The 21,299-nt window shown below is 53.6% G+C and carries 20 protein-coding genes and 3 tRNA genes; 10 read left to right on the forward strand and 13 right to left on the reverse strand.

The genetic code is table 11. The features are described 5' to 3' along the window. The first annotated feature begins 77 nt into the window (after positions 1 to 77). Entirely contained in the window at positions 78 to 1,706 is a 1,629-nt protein-coding gene (locus tag KIS77_18820; protein MCW5924382.1) for an MBOAT family protein, read from the forward strand. Positions 1,707 to 2,055: 349 nt separating this feature from the next. Here the strand turns inward: KIS77_18820 and tsaD are convergent, their stop codons facing one another. Then, positions 2,056 to 3,048, reverse strand: a complete 993-nt coding sequence (gene tsaD, locus KIS77_18825; protein MCW5924383.1) for a tRNA (adenosine(37)-N6)-threonylcarbamoyltransferase complex transferase subunit TsaD — start codon at positions 3,046 to 3,048, stop codon at positions 2,056 to 2,058. A 185-nt stretch (positions 3,049 to 3,233) separates the two neighbouring features. Here tsaD and KIS77_18830 point away from each other — a divergent pair, with 185 nt between their 5' ends. The 3 genes from KIS77_18830 to KIS77_18840 all read left to right on the forward strand — a co-directional run bounded on the left by KIS77_18830 (position 3,234) and on the right by KIS77_18840 (position 5,141). Further along, entirely contained in the window at positions 3,234 to 3,644 is a 411-nt protein-coding gene (locus KIS77_18830; protein MCW5924384.1) for a polymer-forming cytoskeletal protein, read from the forward strand. Between the two features lie 86 nt (positions 3,645 to 3,730). Beyond that, positions 3,731 to 4,594, forward strand: coding sequence for a DUF3822 family protein (locus KIS77_18835; GenBank protein ID MCW5924385.1), 864 nt, complete (start codon positions 3,731 to 3,733; stop codon positions 4,592 to 4,594). Between the two features lie 10 nt (positions 4,595 to 4,604). Beyond that, positions 4,605 to 5,141, forward strand: a complete 537-nt coding sequence (locus KIS77_18840; GenBank protein ID MCW5924386.1) for an RsmD family RNA methyltransferase — start codon at positions 4,605 to 4,607, stop codon at positions 5,139 to 5,141. A gap of 23 nt (positions 5,142 to 5,164) precedes the next feature. Here KIS77_18840 and KIS77_18845 read toward each other — a convergent pair whose 3' ends face one another. Continuing rightward, positions 5,165 to 5,668: a hypothetical protein gene (locus KIS77_18845; protein ID MCW5924387.1), complete on the reverse strand. Its 504-nt coding sequence runs from the start codon at positions 5,666 to 5,668 to the stop codon at positions 5,165 to 5,167. Between the two features lie 181 nt (positions 5,669 to 5,849). Between KIS77_18845 and KIS77_18850 the strand changes: the two genes are divergently transcribed. The 3 genes from KIS77_18850 to KIS77_18860 all read left to right on the forward strand — a co-directional run bounded on the left by KIS77_18850 (position 5,850) and on the right by KIS77_18860 (position 7,626). Continuing rightward, the gene (locus tag KIS77_18850; GenBank protein MCW5924388.1) at positions 5,850 to 6,818 is read left to right on the forward strand and encodes an acyl transferase; all 969 of its coding nucleotides are present in this window, start codon (positions 5,850 to 5,852) and stop codon (positions 6,816 to 6,818) included. A gap of 154 nt (positions 6,819 to 6,972) precedes the next feature. Then, complete coding sequence (locus KIS77_18855) at positions 6,973 to 7,503, forward strand: metallophosphoesterase family protein (GenBank protein MCW5924389.1); 531 nt, start codon at positions 6,973 to 6,975, stop codon at positions 7,501 to 7,503. 51 nt (positions 7,504 to 7,554) lie between these two features. Then, positions 7,555 to 7,626 (forward strand) — tRNA-Arg (locus KIS77_18860). Positions 7,627 to 7,782: 156 nt separating this feature from the next. On the opposite strand, the gene KIS77_18865 is transcribed toward KIS77_18860, so the two are convergent. From KIS77_18865 to KIS77_18880, 4 genes are all read right to left on the reverse strand, one after another. Beyond that, positions 7,783 to 8,118, reverse strand: coding sequence for a hypothetical protein (locus KIS77_18865; protein MCW5924390.1), 336 nt, complete (start codon positions 8,116 to 8,118; stop codon positions 7,783 to 7,785). Positions 8,119 to 8,215: 97 nt separating this feature from the next. Further along, positions 8,216 to 8,995: a TatD family hydrolase gene (locus KIS77_18870; protein ID MCW5924391.1), complete on the reverse strand. Its 780-nt coding sequence runs from the start codon at positions 8,993 to 8,995 to the stop codon at positions 8,216 to 8,218. A 43-nt stretch (positions 8,996 to 9,038) separates the two neighbouring features. Continuing rightward, a tRNA-Pro gene (locus KIS77_18875) sits at positions 9,039 to 9,112 on the reverse strand. Between the two features lie 25 nt (positions 9,113 to 9,137). Then, a tRNA-Thr gene (locus tag KIS77_18880) sits at positions 9,138 to 9,209 on the reverse strand. Positions 9,210 to 9,550: 341 nt separating this feature from the next. Between KIS77_18880 and KIS77_18885 the strand changes: the two genes are divergently transcribed. Beyond that, positions 9,551 to 10,960 (forward strand): PQQ-binding-like beta-propeller repeat protein, encoded by a 1,410-nt coding sequence (locus KIS77_18885; GenBank protein ID MCW5924392.1) that lies wholly within the window; start codon positions 9,551 to 9,553, stop codon positions 10,958 to 10,960. A gap of 6 nt (positions 10,961 to 10,966) precedes the next feature. On the opposite strand, the gene KIS77_18890 is transcribed toward KIS77_18885, so the two are convergent. Further along, the gene (locus tag KIS77_18890) at positions 10,967 to 11,554 is read right to left on the reverse strand and encodes a transferase hexapeptide repeat family protein (protein MCW5924393.1); all 588 of its coding nucleotides are present in this window, start codon (positions 11,552 to 11,554) and stop codon (positions 10,967 to 10,969) included. Positions 11,555 to 11,773: 219 nt separating this feature from the next. Here KIS77_18890 and hemE point away from each other — a divergent pair, with 219 nt between their 5' ends. Next, positions 11,774 to 12,826, forward strand: coding sequence for a uroporphyrinogen decarboxylase (hemE, locus tag KIS77_18895; protein ID MCW5924394.1), 1,053 nt, complete (start codon positions 11,774 to 11,776; stop codon positions 12,824 to 12,826). A 68-nt stretch (positions 12,827 to 12,894) separates the two neighbouring features. Here the strand turns inward: hemE and KIS77_18900 are convergent, their stop codons facing one another. After that, a complete protein-coding gene (locus tag KIS77_18900; protein MCW5924395.1) occupies positions 12,895 to 13,212 on the reverse strand; it encodes a rhodanese-like domain-containing protein in 318 nt (105 codons plus the stop codon). A 256-nt stretch (positions 13,213 to 13,468) separates the two neighbouring features. On the opposite strand from KIS77_18900, the gene KIS77_18905 reads away from it, so the two are divergent. Next, complete coding sequence (locus KIS77_18905; protein ID MCW5924396.1) at positions 13,469 to 14,653, forward strand: acetyl-CoA C-acyltransferase; 1,185 nt, start codon at positions 13,469 to 13,471, stop codon at positions 14,651 to 14,653. A 185-nt stretch (positions 14,654 to 14,838) separates the two neighbouring features. Here the strand turns inward: KIS77_18905 and KIS77_18910 are convergent, their stop codons facing one another. From KIS77_18910 to KIS77_18930, 5 genes are all read right to left on the reverse strand, one after another. Continuing rightward, positions 14,839 to 15,189 (reverse strand): PIN domain-containing protein, encoded by a 351-nt coding sequence (locus KIS77_18910; GenBank protein ID MCW5924397.1) that lies wholly within the window; start codon positions 15,187 to 15,189, stop codon positions 14,839 to 14,841. Positions 15,190 to 15,223: 34 nt separating this feature from the next. Continuing rightward, entirely contained in the window at positions 15,224 to 15,466 is a 243-nt protein-coding gene (locus tag KIS77_18915) for a hypothetical protein (GenBank protein MCW5924398.1), read from the reverse strand. 24 nt (positions 15,467 to 15,490) lie between these two features. After that, entirely contained in the window at positions 15,491 to 16,789 is a 1,299-nt protein-coding gene (locus KIS77_18920) for a glucose-6-phosphate isomerase (protein ID MCW5924399.1), read from the reverse strand. A 97-nt stretch (positions 16,790 to 16,886) separates the two neighbouring features. Beyond that, positions 16,887 to 17,873, reverse strand: a complete 987-nt coding sequence (locus KIS77_18925) for a bifunctional phosphoglucose/phosphomannose isomerase (GenBank protein MCW5924400.1) — start codon at positions 17,871 to 17,873, stop codon at positions 16,887 to 16,889. 123 nt (positions 17,874 to 17,996) lie between these two features. Continuing rightward, positions 17,997 to 21,128, reverse strand: coding sequence for an OmpA family protein (locus KIS77_18930; protein MCW5924401.1), 3,132 nt, complete (start codon positions 21,126 to 21,128; stop codon positions 17,997 to 17,999). Positions 21,129 to 21,299: the final 171 nt, after the last annotated feature.

Here is a 21,299-nt window from a genome sequence, read left to right on the forward strand (position 1 = left end):
AAAATGCCGTGTTAACTCTCGTTCTCCAGCAGCCAATTTTTACTTTTGCCCCCGTTTTTTGAGTTTGCCACAGCATCGTGTTCCACTTCGACCTCGCCAAAATTCTCGCTCAGTTTGTCTATCACCCGGAGTCGCCGCTGATATTTAGCAGCGGCCTTTTTTTATTTTTCTTTCTGGGGTTCATGCTGATTTACAAATTGTTGCAGCCGCGCGATAGGCTGCGCATTTTGTGGGGCATCGTGTTCTCCATTTTTTTCTATTACAAAAGCAGCGGCATCTACTTCTTGCTGTTGGTGGCAAGCGTAGTGGTGGATTTTAATCTCGCCAAATGGATAGAGCAGGCCGACACGAAACAAAAGAAAAAGTGGCTGTTGGTGCTAAGCCTTGTGGCCAATTTGGGGATGTTGGGCTATTTCAAATACACCAACTTTTTGGCCGGATGGTGGAACGGGCTGACTGGCGCAAGCATCGGGCCATTCGACATTTTCCTGCCAGTGGGCATCTCGTTCTTCACTTTTCAGTCGCTTAGCTACACGATTGATGTGTATCGGGGCCAGTTGAAGGCGCTCGACGATATTTGGGACTATACTTTTTTCGTCACGTTTTTCCCCCAAATGGTGGCTGGGCCGATAGTGCGGGCTGCCGACTTTTTGCCCCAGATTCGCCAGCCGCTTTTTGTTTCAAGGGAAGATTTCGGGCGGGGCGTGTTTTTGTTTTGCATTGGATTGTTCAAAAAGGCTGTCATTTCGGACTATATCAGCATCAACTTCGTGGACCGAGTGTTCGACTCTCCTTTGCAATACACCGGGCTGGAAAATCTCTTCGGGGTGTATGGGTATGCCTTGCAGATTTATTGCGACTTCAGCGGCTACACCGACATGGCGATTGCCATCGGACTCATGTTGGGATACAAGTTTCCCATCAACTTCGACTCGCCTTATCAGTCGCGGAGCATCACAGAATTTTGGCGGCGCTGGCACATCTCGCTCTCTTCTTGGCTGCGCGACTATCTCTACATCGCCATCGGGGGCAATCGCGGCAGCGGTGTGGGCACATGGCTTTTTCCGGGGTTGTTTTTGTTCTTTGCGTTGGGCGCGGCAGTGTCGAAGGGTTGGCTGGCAGGCGAATGGGGTTGGCTGGGGCTGTGGTGGGTGGCGGTTGCCATCCTGACGTTGCCTCCCTTGCTTCGGAACGACCGCAGGGGGCTGACGACGAATCTGAATCTTTTCACCACGATGCTGCTTGGCGGTCTTTGGCATGGCGCGGCTACTCGGTTCATTCTTTGGGGCGCGCTGCATGGGCTGGCTTTGGCAGCGGAGCGTTGGGTGCGGCAGATTTTCCCCCGTTCGCCGGGTGGCTTTCGCCAAGCGGTGGGCGGACTGTGGACTTTTCACTTTGTGTGCTTCTGCTGGATTTTTTTTCGCGCGGAAAACATGGAGAGCGCCCAAGCCATGCTGCATCAGATTGCGTTTGATTTTCGCGCGGGCATTTTCCCTGAGTTCATGGAAGGCTACGCAGAGGTAGTCTTCTGGATGGCGCTCGGCTATGGGCTGCATTTGTTGCCCAAGGCGTGGGAAACGAAAGCACAAGACACGGTGACGGCTCTTCCTCTGCTTGGCAAGGCCATTTTGCTGACGCTTGTCGTTGTTTTGGTGATGCAGGTGAAGTCGTCAGAAGTGCAGCCGTTCATCTATTTTCAGTTTTGAGGCTTGAGTAGGGGGGCATTTTAAATTTTCACAAGCAGGTTTTTTTTCGGCTTAGCTGACTGCCACACCCATGTTTTCATGCGTTTGCTTGACAAGCAGCGATTCTCGTTTTATCGGGTTATGAGGTGTCGTCCCGGAAGGATGGAGGGGTGACATCTCAAAAACAGGCCGAGGTGTCACCTTTTTCGTTCCTCAAAAGATGGCACCTCTTATACTTAGCGCCGTTAGGTTTTGGGCATGGCTGCAATCGCAATCTGCTAAAAATCAAGAACATCAATCATGTTCATCTAACAAATCCTAGCGAATCAAGGTATACAAACCGAGAATAGCTGCCTGATGAGGGGGAGCTTCATCGTGCGTAAGGCGCCACATCTTGGCCGCAAAATTCGCCAGCGAGGTACTTGTAATAACCCGCCACGCCTATCATGCCCGCGTTGTCAGTGCAATACTGGAAGGCAGGTATGTAGGTCGCCCAACCCTCTTGTTGTCCCATTTCCTCGAAGGCTTGCCGCAGGGCCGAGTTGGCGCTCACGCCGCCAGCGATAGCGACTTCCCGGATGCCCGTTTGGCGTGCGGCCTTGCGGAGTTTTTTGAGCAGGATGGTGACGATGCTCGTTTGGATGGAGGCGCAGATGTCGTGCAGGTTTTCCTCAATGAAGAGGGGGTTTGCCGCGACTTCTTTTTTCAAAAAATACAAAATCGAGGTTTTCAGGCCGCTGAAACTAAAATTCAGACCCGGCACGGCTGGTTCGGGGAAAGGGAAACGCGGCTGCCCTTCGCGGGCGAGTTTGTCAATGAGCGGCCCGGCGGGGTAGCCGAGGCCAAGCAGTTTGCCAGCCTTGTCAAATGCTTCGCCTGCTGCGTCGTCGAGCGTTTCGCCGATGATTTCCATGTCGAGAAAATCGCGCACCCACACGATTTGGGTGTGGCCGCCGCTCACCGTGAGGCAGAGAAACGGGAAGCGAGGCTTGGGCGTTTCGGCAAAATGTGCCAGCACGTGTGCCTGCAGGTGGTTGACCTCCATCAATGGCAGATTGCGGCTCAGCGCGAAGGCTTTGGCAAAGGAGGTGCCGACCAAGAGCGAACCCATCAGCCCTGGCCCCCGGGTGAAAGCGACCGCGTTGATGTCTTCTTTGGCGACGCCCGCTTTTTTGAGCGCCCAGTCCACCACCGGGATGATGTTCGCCTGATGCGCCCGCGAAGCCACTTCCGGCACCACCCCGCCATATTGCCGATGGGCTTCCTGATTGGCGATACAATTGGACAGCACCGCCCCATCGCGCACGATGGCGGCGGAGGTGTCGTCGCAAGACGATTCGATGGCTAAAATTGTGACATTCATAGTGTGCTGGCTTACATCTAAAAAAGCCATTTTTTTCAAAAATTACGGAGCAAAGTTACGACATTTGCAAGCATCCTTTGTTCCGCGGCACGGCGCTGACTTTGGCATGATTCTTAGTCGGTAAATGCCGCCTGAAACAAGGGTGTGTCATCGAACCGATTTCATCATTAACCACGTTTCTCTTTATGTTTGGAAGCAGTACAAAAGAAAAAAACACGGCTGCCGCAACTGTCGGCACCACCAGCGACAGCGCCACCACCACCGTGATTGCCAAAGGAACCGTCATTGAGGGCAAGTTTGTTTGCTCCGAAAACGTGCGTCTCGATGGGGCCATTCACGGCGAGGTGAAGGTGGACAAGCGATTCGTGATGGGCGACACCAGCTATGTGCAGGGCAACATTGACGCACGCGACGCAGCCATCAAAGGAAAGATAAAAGGCGATGTGCTGGTGAAAGAAGCGCTCCACCTCATGGACACGGCAGTGATAGAAGGCAACATCACGGCCAAGACGATGGTGGTGGAAGAAGGTGCCCGCTACAACGGCTCTTGCCGGATTGGTCAGGGTGCGTCTGCCGCGCCTGTCGCGGCGAAGTGAGCGGCGAGCCACAACGAATGAGGCCGGGAAAAGGAAACTGTGCATATTTGCGCCAGTTTTTGTTTCCCGGCCTCCTTATTTTCAGCATGGAAAAACTCATTTTTGATTTCAAAGACCCAAGGCTCGACGCAGGCTCGGCGGCGCGTTGTGTCTTGAACGTGGTGATTGGAATGGAAAGTGTTTCCCTGCTGGCCACCGAAAAAAGCGGAGAGGTGCGTGCCCTGCAAACCAGACATTTCGCGCACACCGGGCGCGACTTCGACGATGCGGAGACCGCGATTCGCACGGTTTTTGGCGGCGAGCCTCTTTTTTCCTTGCCTTTTGCAACGGTCAATTGTGCCTTTTTCAACCTCAACGCCACCCTTGTGCCACGCCGGTTGTTGTTGACCGAAGATTTGGGAGCCTACTTCCAACTTTTGCTGCGTCCAGCCAATTACACCTACCATCATGACCCTTTGCCCGAATTTGACTGTCACTTGGTCTATGCGGTAGAACCTTGGGTGGCGCGACTGTGCGAGCAGTATTTTCCCGCTGCCAACACGGTACACCTCTCGACCGCCATGTTGAAATGCTGGCAACATCGGGCATCGCCCAGCGGCTACGAGGTGATGCTCAACGTGCGCAACCAAGCGGCGCAAATCGCCGTGTTCGACCGCCAGAACCTGCTGCTCTACAATGCGTTCCAATTCCAGAAAAGCAGCGACCTGCTTTATTTTACCTTGCTGGCCTACGACCAGTTTCGCCTCTCCCCAGAGGAAATTGCCCTGACGGTATCGGGCAATCTGGCAGAACACACGGAGGACTACAAAACGCTCTTTCGGTATGTGCACACGATACGTTCGGGGCATTTGCCGCTCAGCGCCGTGTTGCCAGTGGAAGCCGACGGCTGGCCCGAACACTTTTGGCTCGACCTGTTTTCCATTCCTCCATCAGTCATCCTCACCACTTAAGCCGCACGTTATGAGAATTATCGGAGGAAAATTCAAAGGCCGTCGCTTCAACCCGCCAGCCGACCATTGGCCAACACGACCCACGACGGATTACGCCAAAGAGGCGCTATTCAATATATTGAACAACCAACTGGACTTTGAGGCATCGAAGGTGCTCGACTTGTTTGGAGGCACAGGCAGCCACAGTTACGAGTTTATCTCGCGGGGTTGTGAGGACGTGACCTATGTGGACAAATTCGCCGATGCCGTGCGGTTCGTGCGCAAAACAGCAGCCCAGTTAAGCATCGAGCCTTACCTGAAAATATACCAAATGGATGTGTTTCGCTTTATCGAGCATGCGACGCAGCAGTGGGACTACATCTTCGCCGGGCCGCCCTACGCGCTGCCGACCATTGACACGATTCCCGACTTGATTTTTGAAAAAAACTTGTTGCTGCCCGACGGGCTTTTTGTGCTGGAACACAACCCGCACCACGATTTTTTGCAGCACCCGCATTTGACCGACGTGCGCAATTACGGGAAGACGATTTTTAGTTTTTTCAAATAAAAAATCGCTGAGCGGAAGGAATGTCATTTGCAAATCAGCACGATGGGCGGCGTGGTTATTTTGTTGCTGACATTGCCCGCGCGGTCTTTGATGGATATGAGATAGGTGAGCGTATCGAACGCGACGGGCACCGTTTCGCAAGAAAACTTGAACCCATTCTCATCGGTGTATATGCAGCAGGTGGTAGGGAGCGCGACGGTGATGGTGCCAGAAATGCCGTTGCCCGCGCCTTGAGGCTCTATGTAAGGAATCGCGTAAGGCTCTTGGGGAAAACTGTCGCGCCCATCCTCGATAAAAATGCTTGGCTCATTGTCCACAGAGCCGAGGTCGCCGTTGCCGTCGGTGAAAGAGAACGTGACGAGCACCGTGTCGAGTCCCAACTTCGATTGGCGCATGATGTTTTTGGAGAGGCTCACGAACTCAATGACCGGCTCTTTCGGATAATCCGGCGGTTTCACGCAGAACTGGAAAAAACAAATGGAAACAGCGGCAAGCAGCAACGCAACAAGTGAAACGGTTTTCTTCATAGCGCGAATTTGTACCTTTATTCGCCCAGATTCTTCGACACGCCGTGTTCGATGTCCTTGACTTTGAAAGGCTCGAAATTTCAATCATGCCGAAAACTTGACGACGCGAAGTGTAGGTTGTATTTTATGCTCAAAATTGCAGTATTTTCAGGCTATGCAAACACCCAAACGGGCGGAATTATTGCCACTCTTGGCGAATTTGGACAACAGGCGCTTCGACGAGCTCGCACTGGCCGTGTTTCATTATCAGGCCACGCACAACCCGCTTTACACCCAATACCTGACACTGCTCAAACGCCACCCCGCTCACCTTCCACCCTCCACCCTCTACCCTACCCTCCCCATCCAATTCTTCAAAACAAAAGAGGTCAAGACGGGTTCATGGGCGCCCCAGACGGTATTCACCAGCAGCGCCACCACTGGGCAAACGCCCTCCCGACATCTCGTGCGCGATGCACAATTTTATCTCGAAAACACCCGGCGCGGCTTTTCACAATGGTATGGCGACCCGTCGGAATGGCGCGTGTTGGCGCTGCTACCATCCTATCTGGAGCGCGAAGGCTCCTCCCTCGTGGCAATGGCCGATTATTTCATCCAATTATCCAAGCATCCCGAAAGCGGTTTTTTTCTTCACGATTTGGAACGCCTCCGCGACGTGCTGGCCATCTGCCGCGCAAACCGATACAAGACTTTGCTGTTGGGGGTTAGCTTTGCCCTGCTCGACTTTGCCGAACGGTACCCGATGAATCTATCGGGCATTACCATCATGGAAACGGGCGGCATGAAAGGTCGGCGACGCGAGATGACCCGCTCGGAGCTGCACGAAACACTCCGCGAGGCTTTTCATGTGGATGCCATTCATTCGGAATATGGAATGACGGAACTGTTTTCGCAAGCGTACACATTGGGCGGCCTCCTTTTTGCGCCCGCAGCCACCATGCGCGTGTTTGCCACCGAAATCAACGACCCGTTCTGCGTCATGCCTCCCGGACGAACAGGCGTGCTGAACATCATTGACTTAGCCAACTTGGACACTTGCAGCTTCATCCAGACCGAGGATGTGGGCAAGGTCTATGCCGACGGGCGATTCGAGGTACTGGGGCGGCTGGATGCCGCAGAGATGCGCGGCTGCAACCTGATGGTAGAATGAAAGCGCCAAGAAATGAGGGTATAGGTGTTTTTTTTGAACGTTCAAATTTTGGCAATGCCCTTCTAAGGCCTCAAATGACCCTTTGAATGACCTTAATGACCCTAATGCCCCTAATGACCTTAATGACCCTAACGACCTTTAATGGCCTTAATTCATGAAACGAATCGGCTTGATGTCCGACACACACTCGCACCTTGACCAAAAGGTGTTTGAACACTTCGCCGAATGTGACGAAATATGGCACGCTGGCGATTTTGGAAACATGGAACTTGTGCGCCAATTGGAAGCGTTCAAGCCGCTCCGTGGGGTGTATGGCAACATTGACGGAGCCGACATACGAGCCGCCATGCCGCTCGACCTGCGGTTCGAGTGCGAGGGCGTGGCGGTCTTCATGACGCACATTGGCGGCTATCCGGGCCGCTATGAGCCGCGTGTCAGGAAAATTTTGCAGACAGACCCACCTCGCAACGGCCTGTTCATCACCGGCCATTCACATATTCTGAAAATAATGCCCGACCCTCAACTCGGATTCCTTCACATCAACCCCGGTGCCTGCGGCCATGAGGGCTGGCACAAAGTGAAAACACTCGTGCGTTTCACGCTCGAAGAGGGGCTTATTCGTGACTTGCAAATAATCGAAATCGGGAGTCGCGGCATACAAGGTGGAAAAGAAAAAATGGGCTAATTTTGCCCAGCGAAAATCAAAGGGGCGTTGGGAGCAATGCCCACCCTGTTCGGTCTCATAGTTCAACGGATAGAATAGAAGTTTCCTAAACTTTTGATGTGGGTTCGATTCCCGCTGAGACCACAAAAAGAGAGACTGTCCAACAAGTCTTGTTGGGCAGTCTCTCCCCGTTTTTATACCTTGATTCGCTAGGATTTGTCGGACGAGCATGATTGACACCCCTGATTTTGAGCAGATTGAGATTGCAGCCATGCCCAAAACATGGTGACGCGAGGCATATCAATAGCGCCTTTTGAGCAGGTAGCGCCGATTGTTGCCGACGAGCGTGATGTGCGCCACTTCCCAGCCCTCAGCATAAAAAACATTCAGGCCGTCCACGAGGCTATTGAAATCAAGGCGTTTGCCATCTGCCTCGCTCACATAATCCTGTTTGGGATTGGGTTGGCCGTAGTCCGCTATGAACGAGCAGCGCCCGTCAGGGCGAAATTGTGGGTCGAGTTCGACATACTGACCCGTGTTGTCGGGTGTCAGCCTAACTCCTTTCACATAGATTTGCGCAAGGGCTGCGACATGGCTGAACGCCAACAAAAGAGTGATGATAATTGCCTTTTTCATGGTTAGAACTGTTTTTTGGACAAAGAAAAAGGCGAATAATGACTTGAAGAGAGCCTTAACCCGGAATTAACGGTGCGAATGATTTTAACATTTTGCCTTAGCGTTCGTTGCCAAACATCCGCAGCGCATTGGCGGTTGTCGCCTGCGCCACCTCTTCGAGCGAGAGCACCTTCACCTCAGCCAGTTTTTCGGCGACATGGAGGATATAGGCACTTTCGTTGCGCTTGCCCCGATGCGGCACGGGCGGCAGATATGGTGAGTCGGTCTCCAATACGATATGTTCCAAAGGTATTTCTTCCAAAATGGCGGGCAATTCCGATTTGGGGTATGTGAGCACGCCGCCAATTCCGAGCATGAAACCCAACCCTATCATTTCTTTGGCTTCTGCCAGCGTGCCGGAAAAACAATGAAAAATCCCACGCAATCGGCCATCCTGCGCCGTGCGCACCACTTCAATCGCCTCCCGGTTGGCCTCCCTGCTGTGAATGACAATCGGCAACCGCAGTTCTTTCGCCCATTCGCACTGGCGGGCAAAAGCAGCCTGCTGTATCGCCAGGGTTGATTTATCCCAATATAGGTCAATTCCCGTCTCGCCCACTCCCGCCCAGCGGCGTTCGCCAAGCCATTTTTCCACCAGCGCCAGTTCTTGTTGGTAAGTGTCGGGTTGCACATGGCTGGGATGCAGCCCCATCATGGCAAAACAACTGTTGGGGAACGCGGCCTCCAAATCCAACATCGGCTGGATGGATTCGGAGTCAATGTTGGGCAGATAAATGCGCTCCACCCCGGCGGCCACCGCACGGCGCACCATGTCCGACCGGTCGTGGTCGAACTTTTGGGAGTACAAGTGCGCGTGCGTGTCTATGAGTTTCAGCATAAATTAAAAAACGCCATAAGTTTGTTGACTTACAGCGTTTTAGTCGGGATGACTGGATTCGAACCAGCGACCTCTTCGTCCCGAACGAAGCGCGCTACCGGGCTGCGCTACATCCCGCTCATTGATTTTGAGGGCTTGCTTGAGCCGGACACGGGATTTGAACCCGCGACCTGCTGATTACGAATCAGCTGCTCTACCGCTGAGCTAATCCGGCTGATTTTCAAAAAGAGGCGGCAAAGATACACGCACGCGCCCAAAACAGACAAGAAGTATTCCGAATTTTCGGAAAATTATAGTCAACACAAATCAGACCCGTCCGCTTCGCTTGGCCGGGCAAGCCCTCAAGCAAGAGTTCTGACAAGATGGTTTTGGACGAACAACGCTTGCAATCCTTTGAAAATCATGCAAATCAATCAAGGGCATCCCCGCCTTGCCAACGGGCAGGTTCAAATCCTCTTTAATCTGAGCCTATTCGGCTTACATGATTTCACTAACTTTGCTGAATAAGCCGCGATGCCATCCTTCATTTCACTTGCATCCATAACATTTACCCACATGAAGAAAATGTACATTTTTGGGCTGTTGCTTTCCTTGTCAACAGCTGCGCAGGCCCAGTTGAAATTTGAAAAAATCATTGGCGAAACCGATGGAGAAGACGTGGGCAGAAGCGTCATCAAGACGAACGACGGTCACTATGTGATGGCTGGAAAAAAAGAAGCCAACAACAACATTGACATCTTTTTGCTCAAAACCAGCACAGACGGAACGACCGTGTGGGAAAAAACTTTTGGCAGCTCGGAAGAGGAAGACGCCTATGCCGTGCTTGAGCTGGCTGACGGCGGATTCATGGTGTTGGGCTATGACTATGGCGCGGGCACCATGTTTTATCGAACAGATGCGTCGGGCAATTTGCTATGGTCCAAAACAGTGACCTCGCCCGTTAAATGCTTCGATTTTGTGAGAACGCCCGACAATGGGTTTGCCTTGATTGGCGAGCACACCGGATTTTTTGCCGACTATCTTATCTACCTCATTCGCACCAACAGCGACGGCGACACCCTCTGGACTCGCCAATTCGGTCAGGGTAACAACGTGAACACCCCCTATTCGCTCGCCCTCACTACCGACGGTGGCTTCGTGCTTACGGGCGAAACAACTAGCCCTCCCACCGCAGGCGAAAACGATATATTTCTCATCAGAACCGATGCCAATGGCAACCAACTCTGGGACAAGCGTTTTGGAACGCCCGCTCTTATCGAACAGGGCTACTCGGTGCTGCCGACAAGCGATGGCGGGTTTCTGGTTGGCGGAACGACAATTGATGTGCTATTCAGCAGCAGCAGCGGTTTTTTGATAAAAACAGACGCAAATGGCGACACCCTTTGGACCAGAACCTATGACTTTTCGAAGGACTATCTTTTCAACCAAATCGAGGACGTGGTGCTCACGGCTGATGGCGGTTACGCGCTGTGCGGTTGGGCTGGCGACTTTTCCGGCGATATCTTCGGCTTCATCCATCGAACGGATACGTTGGGCGCAGTCGTTCAAACCCGCCAGTATTACGGCGCGGGCATTTGCACGTTGAGGTCGGTTGCACTGTCTGACGACGGAGAACTGGTGGCAACGGGTTTCACGCAAGGCTCCTTGCTCGGGTTGCCCGACATATATCTTTTGAAGACCAATGACGTCGTGTTGTCAACAACAAAGCCCATCGAGCCGTTTGCGTCCATTTCCCCCAATCCAGCCAAGAGGGGACATCATTGGCAAATAACGTTGGCCGAAACCCCAAGCCTTGCCGAGCGCCGCTGGACGCTGACAGACTTGAACGGAAAAACCGTCTGGCAACTGAACACCACGGCAACCCAAGTCAACATTCCCGTGCCACAAGCAGGCAATACATTCGTCCTCACCCTGATTTCACACACGGGAAAGACCGTGAGCAGAAAATTGCTGTCAGTAGATTGAAGTCGGTCACGTCTTTTTCCAGATTTTGTAATCCCCCTGCATTTCCTTGCGGTTCGTGGGCAACACCCGGAGTGGCTCGCAGGGGCGGAGCGACTCGTAACATTGTGCAGGCAGCTGCTGATAAAGCCGGGTCCCTTCCGTTTTCCAAGCCAGCATCTCGTCGCTGACCGCTTTGACGACTTTGCCGGGGTTGCCCACGACCATGCTGCGCGGGGGAATTTTTTCCCCGCTTTTCAAAAAACACAGCGCACCGATGATACATTCTTCGCCGATTTCAACCTCATCCATCAGCACGGCGTTCATGCCCACAAGACTGTTGCGCCCAACAGTGGCGCCGTGAATGATAGCCCCGTGCCCGATATGTGCTGCAGCCTTCAACAGGACGGTGATGCCGGGAAACATGTGCACCGTGCAATTCTCCTGCACGTTGCACCCGTCTTCGATGATGATTTTCCCCCAATCGCCGCGAATCGCCGCGCCGGGTCCAACATACACATCCCGCCCAATGATGACATTGCCCGTGACGGCTGCCTGCGGGTGAATGAACGCGCTTTCATGAATGACGGGGCGATAGCCGTTGAATTCATACACCATAACCATGTCTCTTTTAAAAAAACGAAGGAACACAAAAGTCTGAAAAGCCAACCAATAACAGTATCGAAGCCCCGACGCGACTCGTCTCTTTTTTTTACCACAAATCACTTTGCGCTGCCACCCAAGCGGCAAAAAACACGTCACTTTCCTGTCACGAATATCTGCTTCAACCTCAGCCCTCTTTTCGCTTTTTACTTTTGCCGCCTTAAATTTCGTTCCATGAACCCAGTCCATCCGAAATCCTCCCCCCACCTTTTTCTCCGTGCCGCCGCCGGAGAAGCCACCGAGCGCGCCCCTGTGTGGCTGATGCGGCAAGCAGGACGCATTTTGCCCCAATACCGAACCTTGCGCTCCCGATTTCCCGATTTCAAGGCTTTCGTCAAGACTCCCGAAGCAGCCGCCGAAGCCACCATCCAGCCAGTGGACGAACTCGACGTGGACGCGGCCATCATTTTCAGCGACATTCTCGTGGTGCCAGAAGCGATGGGGCTGGACTATGAAATGGTAGAGGCAAAAGGCCCGCGTTTCCCAAAAATAATTGAAACCCGGCACGACATCACGGCACTATCATCGGGCACCGCGGCGGCTGAGCGACTTGATTATGTGTACGAAGCCCTGAAAATCACCAAACGCGAGCTCAACGGCCGCGTCCCGCTCATCGGTTTCGCAGGCGCCCCATGGACGATTTTGGCCTACATGACGGAAGGTGGCGGCAGCAAGACTTTTTCCAAAGCCCGCCGAATGCTCTATGCCGAGCCGGAACTGGCCCACTCGCTTTTGCATAAAATCACCGACACGACGATTTGTTATTTGAAAAATCAAGTCGCGGCAGGTGCGGATTTGCTCCAACTTTTCGACTCATGGGCAGGCGAGCTGCCGCCCGCGCACTACCGCGCCTTTGCGGTGCCTTATCTGCGCCAAATCTGCGAAGCCCTGCCCGAAGTACCCAAAACAGTCTTTGCAAAAGGCGCTTGGTTTGCGCTGGAAGACTTGGCCGATTTGCCCTGCCAGGTCATTGGGCTGGATTGGAGCACCACGCCGGAGTTTGCCCAAACAGCCACTCGCGGCAGCAAAGTCCTGCAAGGCAACCTCGACCCTTGCGCCTTGTACGCCGATACCAAAACCATTGAAAAGGAAACATTTGCCATGCTCCGCGCCTTTGGCGGACGACATATCGCCAACCTCGGCCATGGGGTCTATCCAGACACGCCATTGGATGGGGTGCGGGCTTTTGTCGAAACGGTCAAAAGTGCTGCATGGCGTACAGCATAAAAAAAAACCGCCTCGCCCCTAAACGGGGGCTGAGCGGTTTTAAAAATGTGTCCGATGGAAAAAACGCATCAGCGCACAGGGAAACCTTCCTGCTCCCAAGCAACCATGCCGCCTTCAAGAATGGCCACATCATGGTAGCCATGGCTAAGCAAAAACTTGGCGGCCTCCATGCCCCTACTGCCTTTGCCAGAAACGATTACCACAGGCCGGTCGGGAGGCAATTCGCCAAACCGTTGGTTGAGCTCGCTGAAAGGCAGCCTGACAATCTGTTTCACGTCAACGTCTTTTTTCTTCGTGCTCATGCCGTCGCGCACATCCACCAATACACTACCGAGCATATAGGCGGCATACGCTTCACGCGGAGAATAACTCTTTAAATTAGTCATGTTTGAAAAAGTTTTAGATTAACAAATAAATGCACCAATTTTCACTTGCAAAGATATATTAAATTTCACGAAAACTACAAACAGCCAAACGAGTGTTTTTCTCGTTTTTTAAATTCAGAAGCAGAAAAAAGGAAAAAAGAGGTTTGGCGAATAAATGAAAGGCGCAACCTTGTTTCGCCAAATTTGGTTTTGAAATACGAATGGCAAAAAATGCGCGTAGTTTTGCGGCGCTATTTGCTCTAACTAAATCTCCACCATGAAAGAAGTATTCATCGTCTCCGCCGTGCGCACCCCGATTGGGAGTTTTGGCGGCGTTTTGGCGGGCATTTCCGCCACCCAACTCGGCGCTGCGGCCATCAAAGGCGCCTTGGAAAAAGCGGGTGTCGCAACCAACGAAGTGAACGAAGTCTTGATGGGCAACGTCGTGAGCGCCAACCTCGGCCAAGCCCCGGCTCGTCAAGCAGCGCGTTTCGCAGGTTTGCCCGACAATGTTCCTTGCACCACGATTAACAAAGTCTGCGCCTCTGGCATGAAGGCCATTACCATTGGCGCACAGAGCATTATGCTCGGCATCAACGACATCGTCGTGGCTGGCGGCATGGAAAACATGTCGCAAATCCCCTACTACCTGCCCAACGCTCGCTGGGGCCTCAAGTACGGCAACGGCGAACTCGTGGACGGCCTCGCTAAAGACGGCCTCACCGATGTCTATAACCAAAAGGCGATGGGCGTGTGCGGCGACGCAACGGCTGCGAAATACAACATCAGCCGCGAAGAACAGGACGCTTTTGCCATTGACTCCTACAAACGCGCAGCCGCCGCGACCGAAGCAGGTTTTTTCAAATCGGAAATCGTGCCTGTCACCATTCCGCAGAAAAAAGGCGACCCGCTGCAAATCGTCGAGGACGAGGAATATAAAAAGGTAATGTTCGACAAAATACCCGGCCTGCGCCCCGCTTTCACGCCCGACGGAACGGTGACGGCTGCCAACGCTTCCACCATCAACGACGGCGCGACGGCGCTCATCCTCGCCAGCGAAGAAGCCGTGAAACGCCTCGGTCTCAAGCCTATTGCCAAGATTCGCGGCTTCGCCGATGCCGAGCAGGAGCCAGAGTGGTTCACCACTGCGCCGACTGTCGCCGCGCCGAAAGCCTTGAAAATGGCGGGCGTTTCAAAAAACGACATTGACTTTTTTGAAGTGAACGAGGCCTTTTCCGTCGTCGCGCTGGCATTTGAAAAAGTGATGGAAGTGCCGCACAACCAGACGAATGTGTTTGGCGGCGCGGTATCGCTCGGCCACCCGCTCGGCGCTTCGGGCGCACGCATCGTGACGACGTTGAACAACGTGTTACAGCAGAAAAACGGGAAACTCGGCCTCGCGGCGATTTGCAACGGCGGCGGTGGGGCTACGGCGATTGTGATTGAGAGAGTGTATTTTTAAACACAGAGAGCACAGAGCCGCAGAGGGAAAAATCTCTGTGGCTCTGTGCTCTCTGTGTTTTCGCCCTGCTTGGTGTTCTCACCAAGCAGAAGCGGCGGGGTGAGGGGTTTGCGCTTGGAATCTCGCGCAGGTGCGCTTGGTGAGAACACCAAGCGCGGCGGGAAAAAAATCTACTCCCTTGATTTTTATGCCCAAATGGTTTGAACAGCCGCCGAATTTTGAATTGCCGGGTCATTGGTGAGCAATGGAATCTTCAACCAATGCGCCGTCGCTGCTATCAAGCGATCATGCAATTCTGGAATGTCGGGAATTTGAAAGGCGAGCGACACGATGTCGGCGCTAAGTTCTTGAAAATGAAAATTTTGGTTTGTGGAAACCAACTTGGAAACATCGGCGACAGTGGCAGAAATTCGTTTCCGTTCAGCCAAATAACCCACTTCCGCCAAGACCATTGCCGGAATCCAAATCTCATTCGACCCAGCCATCGTTGCTTGAAAAATGCCCTTGATTTGCTGCGGCATTTTGCGTTTTTCCAAGAAGAGAACGAGCGCCATCGTGTCGGTGACGAACTTACTCAACGGGGTATTTTTTTTGGTAACCTACGAATTCCTCCTCAACGTGCGACAACTCTGCTTCGCGCAAAGCGCTCAATTCTCGTTGAATGTAATCAGCCAAACCTATTTCGGAAAAAGCCACTTTGCTGACTTTTTTCGCACGAAGAAAGAGAATGAAATCGGCGATTTCTTGCAGGCTTTCTTCCGGCAAATCGCTGATTCCGCGAGCGATGACTTGTTTGAGTGTTGCGGCGTTCATGCTGAAAATTTTATGCAATAATACTCACTTTTTCCCCAACAACGCAAACATATTCTTCTTGTACGCCTCCACGCCCGGCTGGTCGAATGGGTTGACGCCCAAGAGATAACCGCTCATGGCACAGGCTTTTTCAAAGAAAAAGAAAAGTTGGCCGAGGTAGTAAGGCGTCGCTTCGGGGACGCGAATCACAAGGTTCGGCACGCCGCCGTCCGTGTGCGCCATGCGGGTTCCTTCGGCGGCTTTTTTGTTGATAAAATCGAGCGTTTTTCCGGCCAGATAATTCAGCCCGTCGAGGTCATCGGCAGTTTTGAACATCGGGAGGTCGGCTTCGGGTTTTTCAATTTCCAAAACTGTCTCGAACAAGGAGCGCCGACCGTCCTGAATGTACTGTCCCATCGAGTGCAAATCGCTCGTGAAATCCACCGAAGCCGGGAAAATCCCCTTGCCGTCCTTACCCTCGCTTTCTCCGTAAAGTTGTTTCCACCACTCGGCGATGTAGTGGCAGCGCGGCTCGTAGTTCACCAGCAGTTCGATGTCTTTACCCTTGCGGTGCAGGATGTTGCGCGCGGCGGCGTAGCGGTAGCAGTCGTTTTCGGCGAACGGTTTTTTATACAGTTTCACGCCTTCGGCAGCGCCGCGCAGGAGCGCGTCAATGTCAATTCCGGCGACGGCGATTGGCAAAAGACCGACAGCCGTCAGCACCGAAAATCGCCCGCCCACATCGTCAGGCACCACAAAAGTTTCGTAGCCTTCCTGCGATGCCAGCGTTTTCAGGGCACCGCGCGATTTGTCCGTCGTAGCGTAAATGCGCTCTTTCGCGCCCACTTTGCCGTATTTTTCTTCCAGTTTTTGCCTGAAAATGCGGAACGCAATGGCGGGTTCGGTCGTGGTGCCGGATTTGGAAATGACGTTCACGGAAAAGTCGCGCTCGCCGATAACTTCCAGCAAATGAGTGAGGTAAGTCCCTGAAATGTTCGTTCCGGCAAAATACACCTCAGGAGTGCGCCGCTTCTTTTTGGGCAAATTGTTGTAAAAACTGTGCTGGCAAAATTCAATCGCCGCCTTCGCGCCCAAGTACGAGCCGCCGATGCCGACGACGACCAACACCTCGCTTTGCTTCTGAATTTTCTTCGCGGCAGATTTGATACGCTTGAACTCCGCACGGTCGTATTTCAACGGCAAATCGAGCCAGCCGAGAAAGTCGTTGCCGGGACCGGTACGGCTTTCCAGCAATTTGGCGGCAGCGGCGACTTGCGGCTCGATGGCCGAGAGTTCGTGTGCGGAAATGAATTTTTCGGAGGCGGAGATATCGAGTTGTATCATTTCACAAGGTTTTAAATTCATAAATGTGAACGGTCAGACAACCCAAAGTCGTCAAACCGCGTATCGTGCGCCGTGCAGCATCAACCGTGCGCCGTCTTCACACCTTCGCCAATTCTCCTTTCAAATAGTCAATCACTTTGATTTCCACGGGGTCCACGTCGCGGAGTTCGGCGAGGTAGTAGGAAACCCAGTCGCCGAGGTGCGTGAGGTAAAACGCTTTCTCGACGAGCGATTTGCCTTTCGACCAGACCTCAATAGAGGTGGCGGTGAAGTGCTCTACGATTTCCTTGTTGATGTCAATGCGGGTGGCCGTGCGTGCGAAATCGTCGCGGTTGCGAAGCCACACGACAGCGATGTCGGGGCGGTTGTGGCGCCAGCCGACGAGCTCGTTGTGGTTCATTTCCGGCACGACGTGGTGCCAGCAAAGCATCTTGGCATTCTCGTTTATTTGCTGCCGCCAGCGCACGGCGATTGATTCGATGTGGTCGGGGGCATAGATGACGGGCGTTTTGTCAACAAGGAACCCGGCGATTTTTTTTGCCTTTTTCTGAATATCCACGTCGTCTTTCACGAGCAGTTTTCGGGCGGCTTTCACGGAAGTCAACAATTTGCCGGGAATCAACTTCGCCGCCCGCAACACGCCCAACTGCGCCACCACCGAGTAGCCGAGGCAGGCACGCGGGCTGCTCCAGCCGCCCGGAAGTTGCACATAATCAAGGCTGTGCTGCTTCGCCAGTTCGAGCAATTTGCCACCCGAAGCGATGCAGACGATTTTTGCACCTGTGCCGAGCAGTTGGTCGAAGGTGCTTAAAGTCTCCTCCGTGTTGCCACTATAAGAAGAGCAAATCGCCAATGTGTGCTTGTTCACCCAAGCAGGGGCATGGTAGCCTTTGCTGACGACGATGGGAAGTTTGCAAGTGGTGCGGGCAAAATCCTGCACGAAACCGCCGCCGATACCACTGCCGCCCAGGCCTGAGATAAAGACCGTGCGGAACGGCGCGTTGTGTTTGTTTAAAGCAATTTTTTCGGTCAATGCAAGCGCCTCGCCCAGTTGGTCGGGGAAGCGGGCAATCATTTTATTCATTGCGGAAGGAATGTTTGAGAAAGATAAGGTGGTCAGAGGGGCTTTGTTGGGCGGCAAAAGTAAGCTGAAAGCCCAACAGGGGAGGCTAAGTTTTTGCAAACTGTGCGTCCCCTGTTGGAGCGTTTATTCGGCGAGTTTCAATATCTTGATTTCCACGCGCTGGTTCGTCCGGCGGCCTTCTGCGGAAGTGTTGGGCACCAGCGGATAACGTTTGCCGTAGCCTTTGTAAACCACGCGCTTGGGGTCAATCCCTTTTTCGGTAAGATAATCAAACACGGCTTTGGCGCGGTTGGTGGAAAGCTCGTCCGCGAAAGCATCGGAAGGTTGGTTATTGGTGTGACCCGCGATTTCTATTGCCACGGTGCCATGTTCCATCATAAAATCGTACAACTCATCGAGCATCGGCAACGACGATTCTTTGATGATGTAACTGTCCGTATCAAAGTTGAGCAGGCGCATCCGAATCGTCTGGCCACTTTCCAGCTTGCCAGTGAGCTCTGGCAATATGCGTTTTTCAGTCTGAAAATCAACCTGCTGTGAGCAGCCGTTTGCATCTGTCACCGTCACGCTATGCGGGCCAAGCGGCAGCTTCGATGCGGCAAGACCAGTTTGTTTGGTGTCCCAGGCGATGCTGTACTTGGGCGTGCCACCTTTCACCGCGACTTGAGCCTTGCCGTCGTTGCTGCGCTCGGTGGTCGCGCCGATGTTGCGCGTCAATTCGACCACTAATGGCTCCACCTCTTTTACTTGCAGTGCAGCCGTCTGAGAAGTGCCCAAAGCGTCGGTCACTGTCACCGTGTATTCACCCGCGCCGACACCGTCTTGCTGGTCGCCTCTCAACGAGGGGTTGTTCCATACATAATTGTAAGGTGGTTTTCCACCACTCACCTGCACAGCAAAAGTCGCCTTGTCGCCCGCGCAGTTGATTTTGTTTTTCTCCGAAATGCTCACCGCGAGCGGCAGGATGTTCTCCGATATGGGCACCGTCGCCGTCGCGGTGCAGCCGTTCGCGTCGGTGACGGTGACGCTCCGCTGACCGGGGGCGAGTTTGAGGGCGGCGGCGGCGGCCTCGCCGTTGTCCCATTTGAACGTGTAGTTGCCCGCGCCGCCGGTGGCTTGGGCGGTGGCCTTGCCGTCAGAGTTGCCTGTGGAGGCGGGGGCGGTGACAACGATAGAGGCGGCGATGGGGGTGGGTTCCAAGATGGCGAAGGTGACGGTGCTTGAGCCTCCGGTGATGTCGGTCACGGTGAGGGCGTAGTCTCCTGCGGGGAGGTTGTCGGGCTGACCACCTACTGCTGCGGGGTTGTTCCAGTTATATTGGAAGGGGGCTTTTCCGCCTGTGGTTTCGACCACTAAGGAGGCTTTTTCGCCTGCGCATTTGATGATTTTTTTCACTGAAATGGAAACTTCCAATGGGGTTATTTTTTCGGAAATGCTCACAGTTGCGGTGGCAGAACAGCCGTTTGCGTCGGTGACGGTGACGCTCCGCTGGCCGGGGGCAAGCTTGGTGGCGGTGTAGGCGGTCTCGCCGTTGTCCCATTTGAAGGCATAGATGCCTGTGCCTCCTTTTGCCTGCGCCAATGCCTTGCCGTCGGCGTTGCTGAGGGTGGCGGGTGATTGCACTTGCACATTGACGGTGAGGGCTTCGGGTTGTTTCACGCTGACGGTGGCGGTGGCGGTGATGCCTGTGGCATCTGTCACAGTAAGTTGATATTCACCGGGCTGAAGGCCTGTCGGCTGTTCGCCGCTGAGTGCTGGATTGCTCCAAGCGTATTTGTAGGGGCCTTTGCCGCCAGTAATTTGAACGGCGAGCGAGGCATTTTTATCGCCTGCGCACCTGACGGGTTCTTTTTCCGAAATGGCAGCCACCATTGGCGGGGCTTTTTCGGTGATGACGACGGTAGCGACGGCGCTGCATCCTTTGGGGTCGGTGACGGTGACGCTGTGCGGACCTGAGGGGAGTTTGGTCGCGACGGCCATCGTCTCGCCGTTGCTCCAGCGTATTTGCAGGCCGGAGGCGTTGGTTTCCATATCCACCTCTGCTGAGCCGTCGCTTTGTCCGGTTGCGGAAACTGGCTTTTTCTGTCGCGCTTTGATGCGTAGGCGCGCGTCTGGCACGGGTACTTCGGCACTGCGCGTTTTGCCTTTGCTATCTGTCACGGTGACGAGATAGTTGCCGGCTCCGACCCCTTTGGGATTGTCGCCGCTCAATCCGCCACTCCATGCGTAGGTATAGGGCGGCACACCGCCCGTGACTTTGGCGACGAGGACGGCATCTTTTCCATCGCCTGCACAGCTGATGGGTTTGTCCACATAGGCGTTGAGGGTCATGGAGGATGCCTTGTCCACTTGGTAGAGACCTTTGTCGGAGGTGCCCACCCAAGCGGCACCGTCGAAATCAACGGCCACGCAGGTGCCGTATTCGCTGGTGTAATACTCTGGGCCGCTAAATACGTCGTAGGTATCGCCGAGCAAATCGTAGCGTGTGAGCACGCCAGAAACGAGCCACATTTTTCCGCCCATGTCTATGTCGAAATCGGCGATTTGGCCTTCCAATTTCTTTTTGTTCAATTTCAAATCCGACCATTTGTCGCCGTTGGGTGCGAGGGAGATTTCGCCGTCGGCCAAGACGTAGATGACGTTGCCATATTCTCGAATGCGCTGCACTTCGTAGCCGGAGAAGTCGCCTTTCCAGCGACCGGGTGGGCCGTACATAAGCCCGTCGTCGGTGCCGACCCAAAGGCGGTTGGACTTGTCCTGAAAGATGATGGTGATGTTTTTTGACCTCAATTTTGAATTGGAATTGGTGTATTGCTGCACCAATTGAAGTTGAGGGGTGGTTTTGAACTGAAACAATCCTGCCTCGTCGGTGCCAAGCCAAAGGGTGGTTGTTTTCTCGTCGTACCACGCGGAGGTGACCGTGCACTCGGCTTTGACTTGGCTTTTGAAGGCTTCTTCCGACCAGGTAAAATCGGCGTTGCCTCCTTTGAAGGAGAGTACGTTTTTGTGGCCGGCGGGGACGGACAGCGGCGTGCCAAAATCGCTGGCTTTGATTTGATAAACCCCCTTTGCGTTGGAGGCCCATTTGCGCCCGCCGGCATCCACCGTAACGTTGAGCACTGGCAAGGTGCGGTCAATGGCGCTGGTGCGATTGACTTCGAGATTTGCTTTTGGTTGGGCAACGAGTGAGGGGAGCGACAAGAATACGAGGCTGAAAATCAGCGCCGACGTTGGGCTGGTATATGCTTTCGACATTGTGTGAAACAGAGGGATTGAATTTGATAATTTGAAAATGGCTTTGTTCGATAATCGGCATCCGTGATTTTGTCAAGAATATAATTACCTCATTATCAAGTTATGGCATTGTCAAATTATGTTTGGTTGAACCTGCAAAGGTAGGAGGAGGTTCGTGCTTGAAACCCGTGA

The sequence above is a fragment of the Saprospiraceae bacterium genome (genome assembly GCA_026129545.1).
In the GTDB taxonomy this organism is placed as follows: Bacteria; Bacteroidota; Bacteroidia; order Chitinophagales; family Saprospiraceae; genus M3007.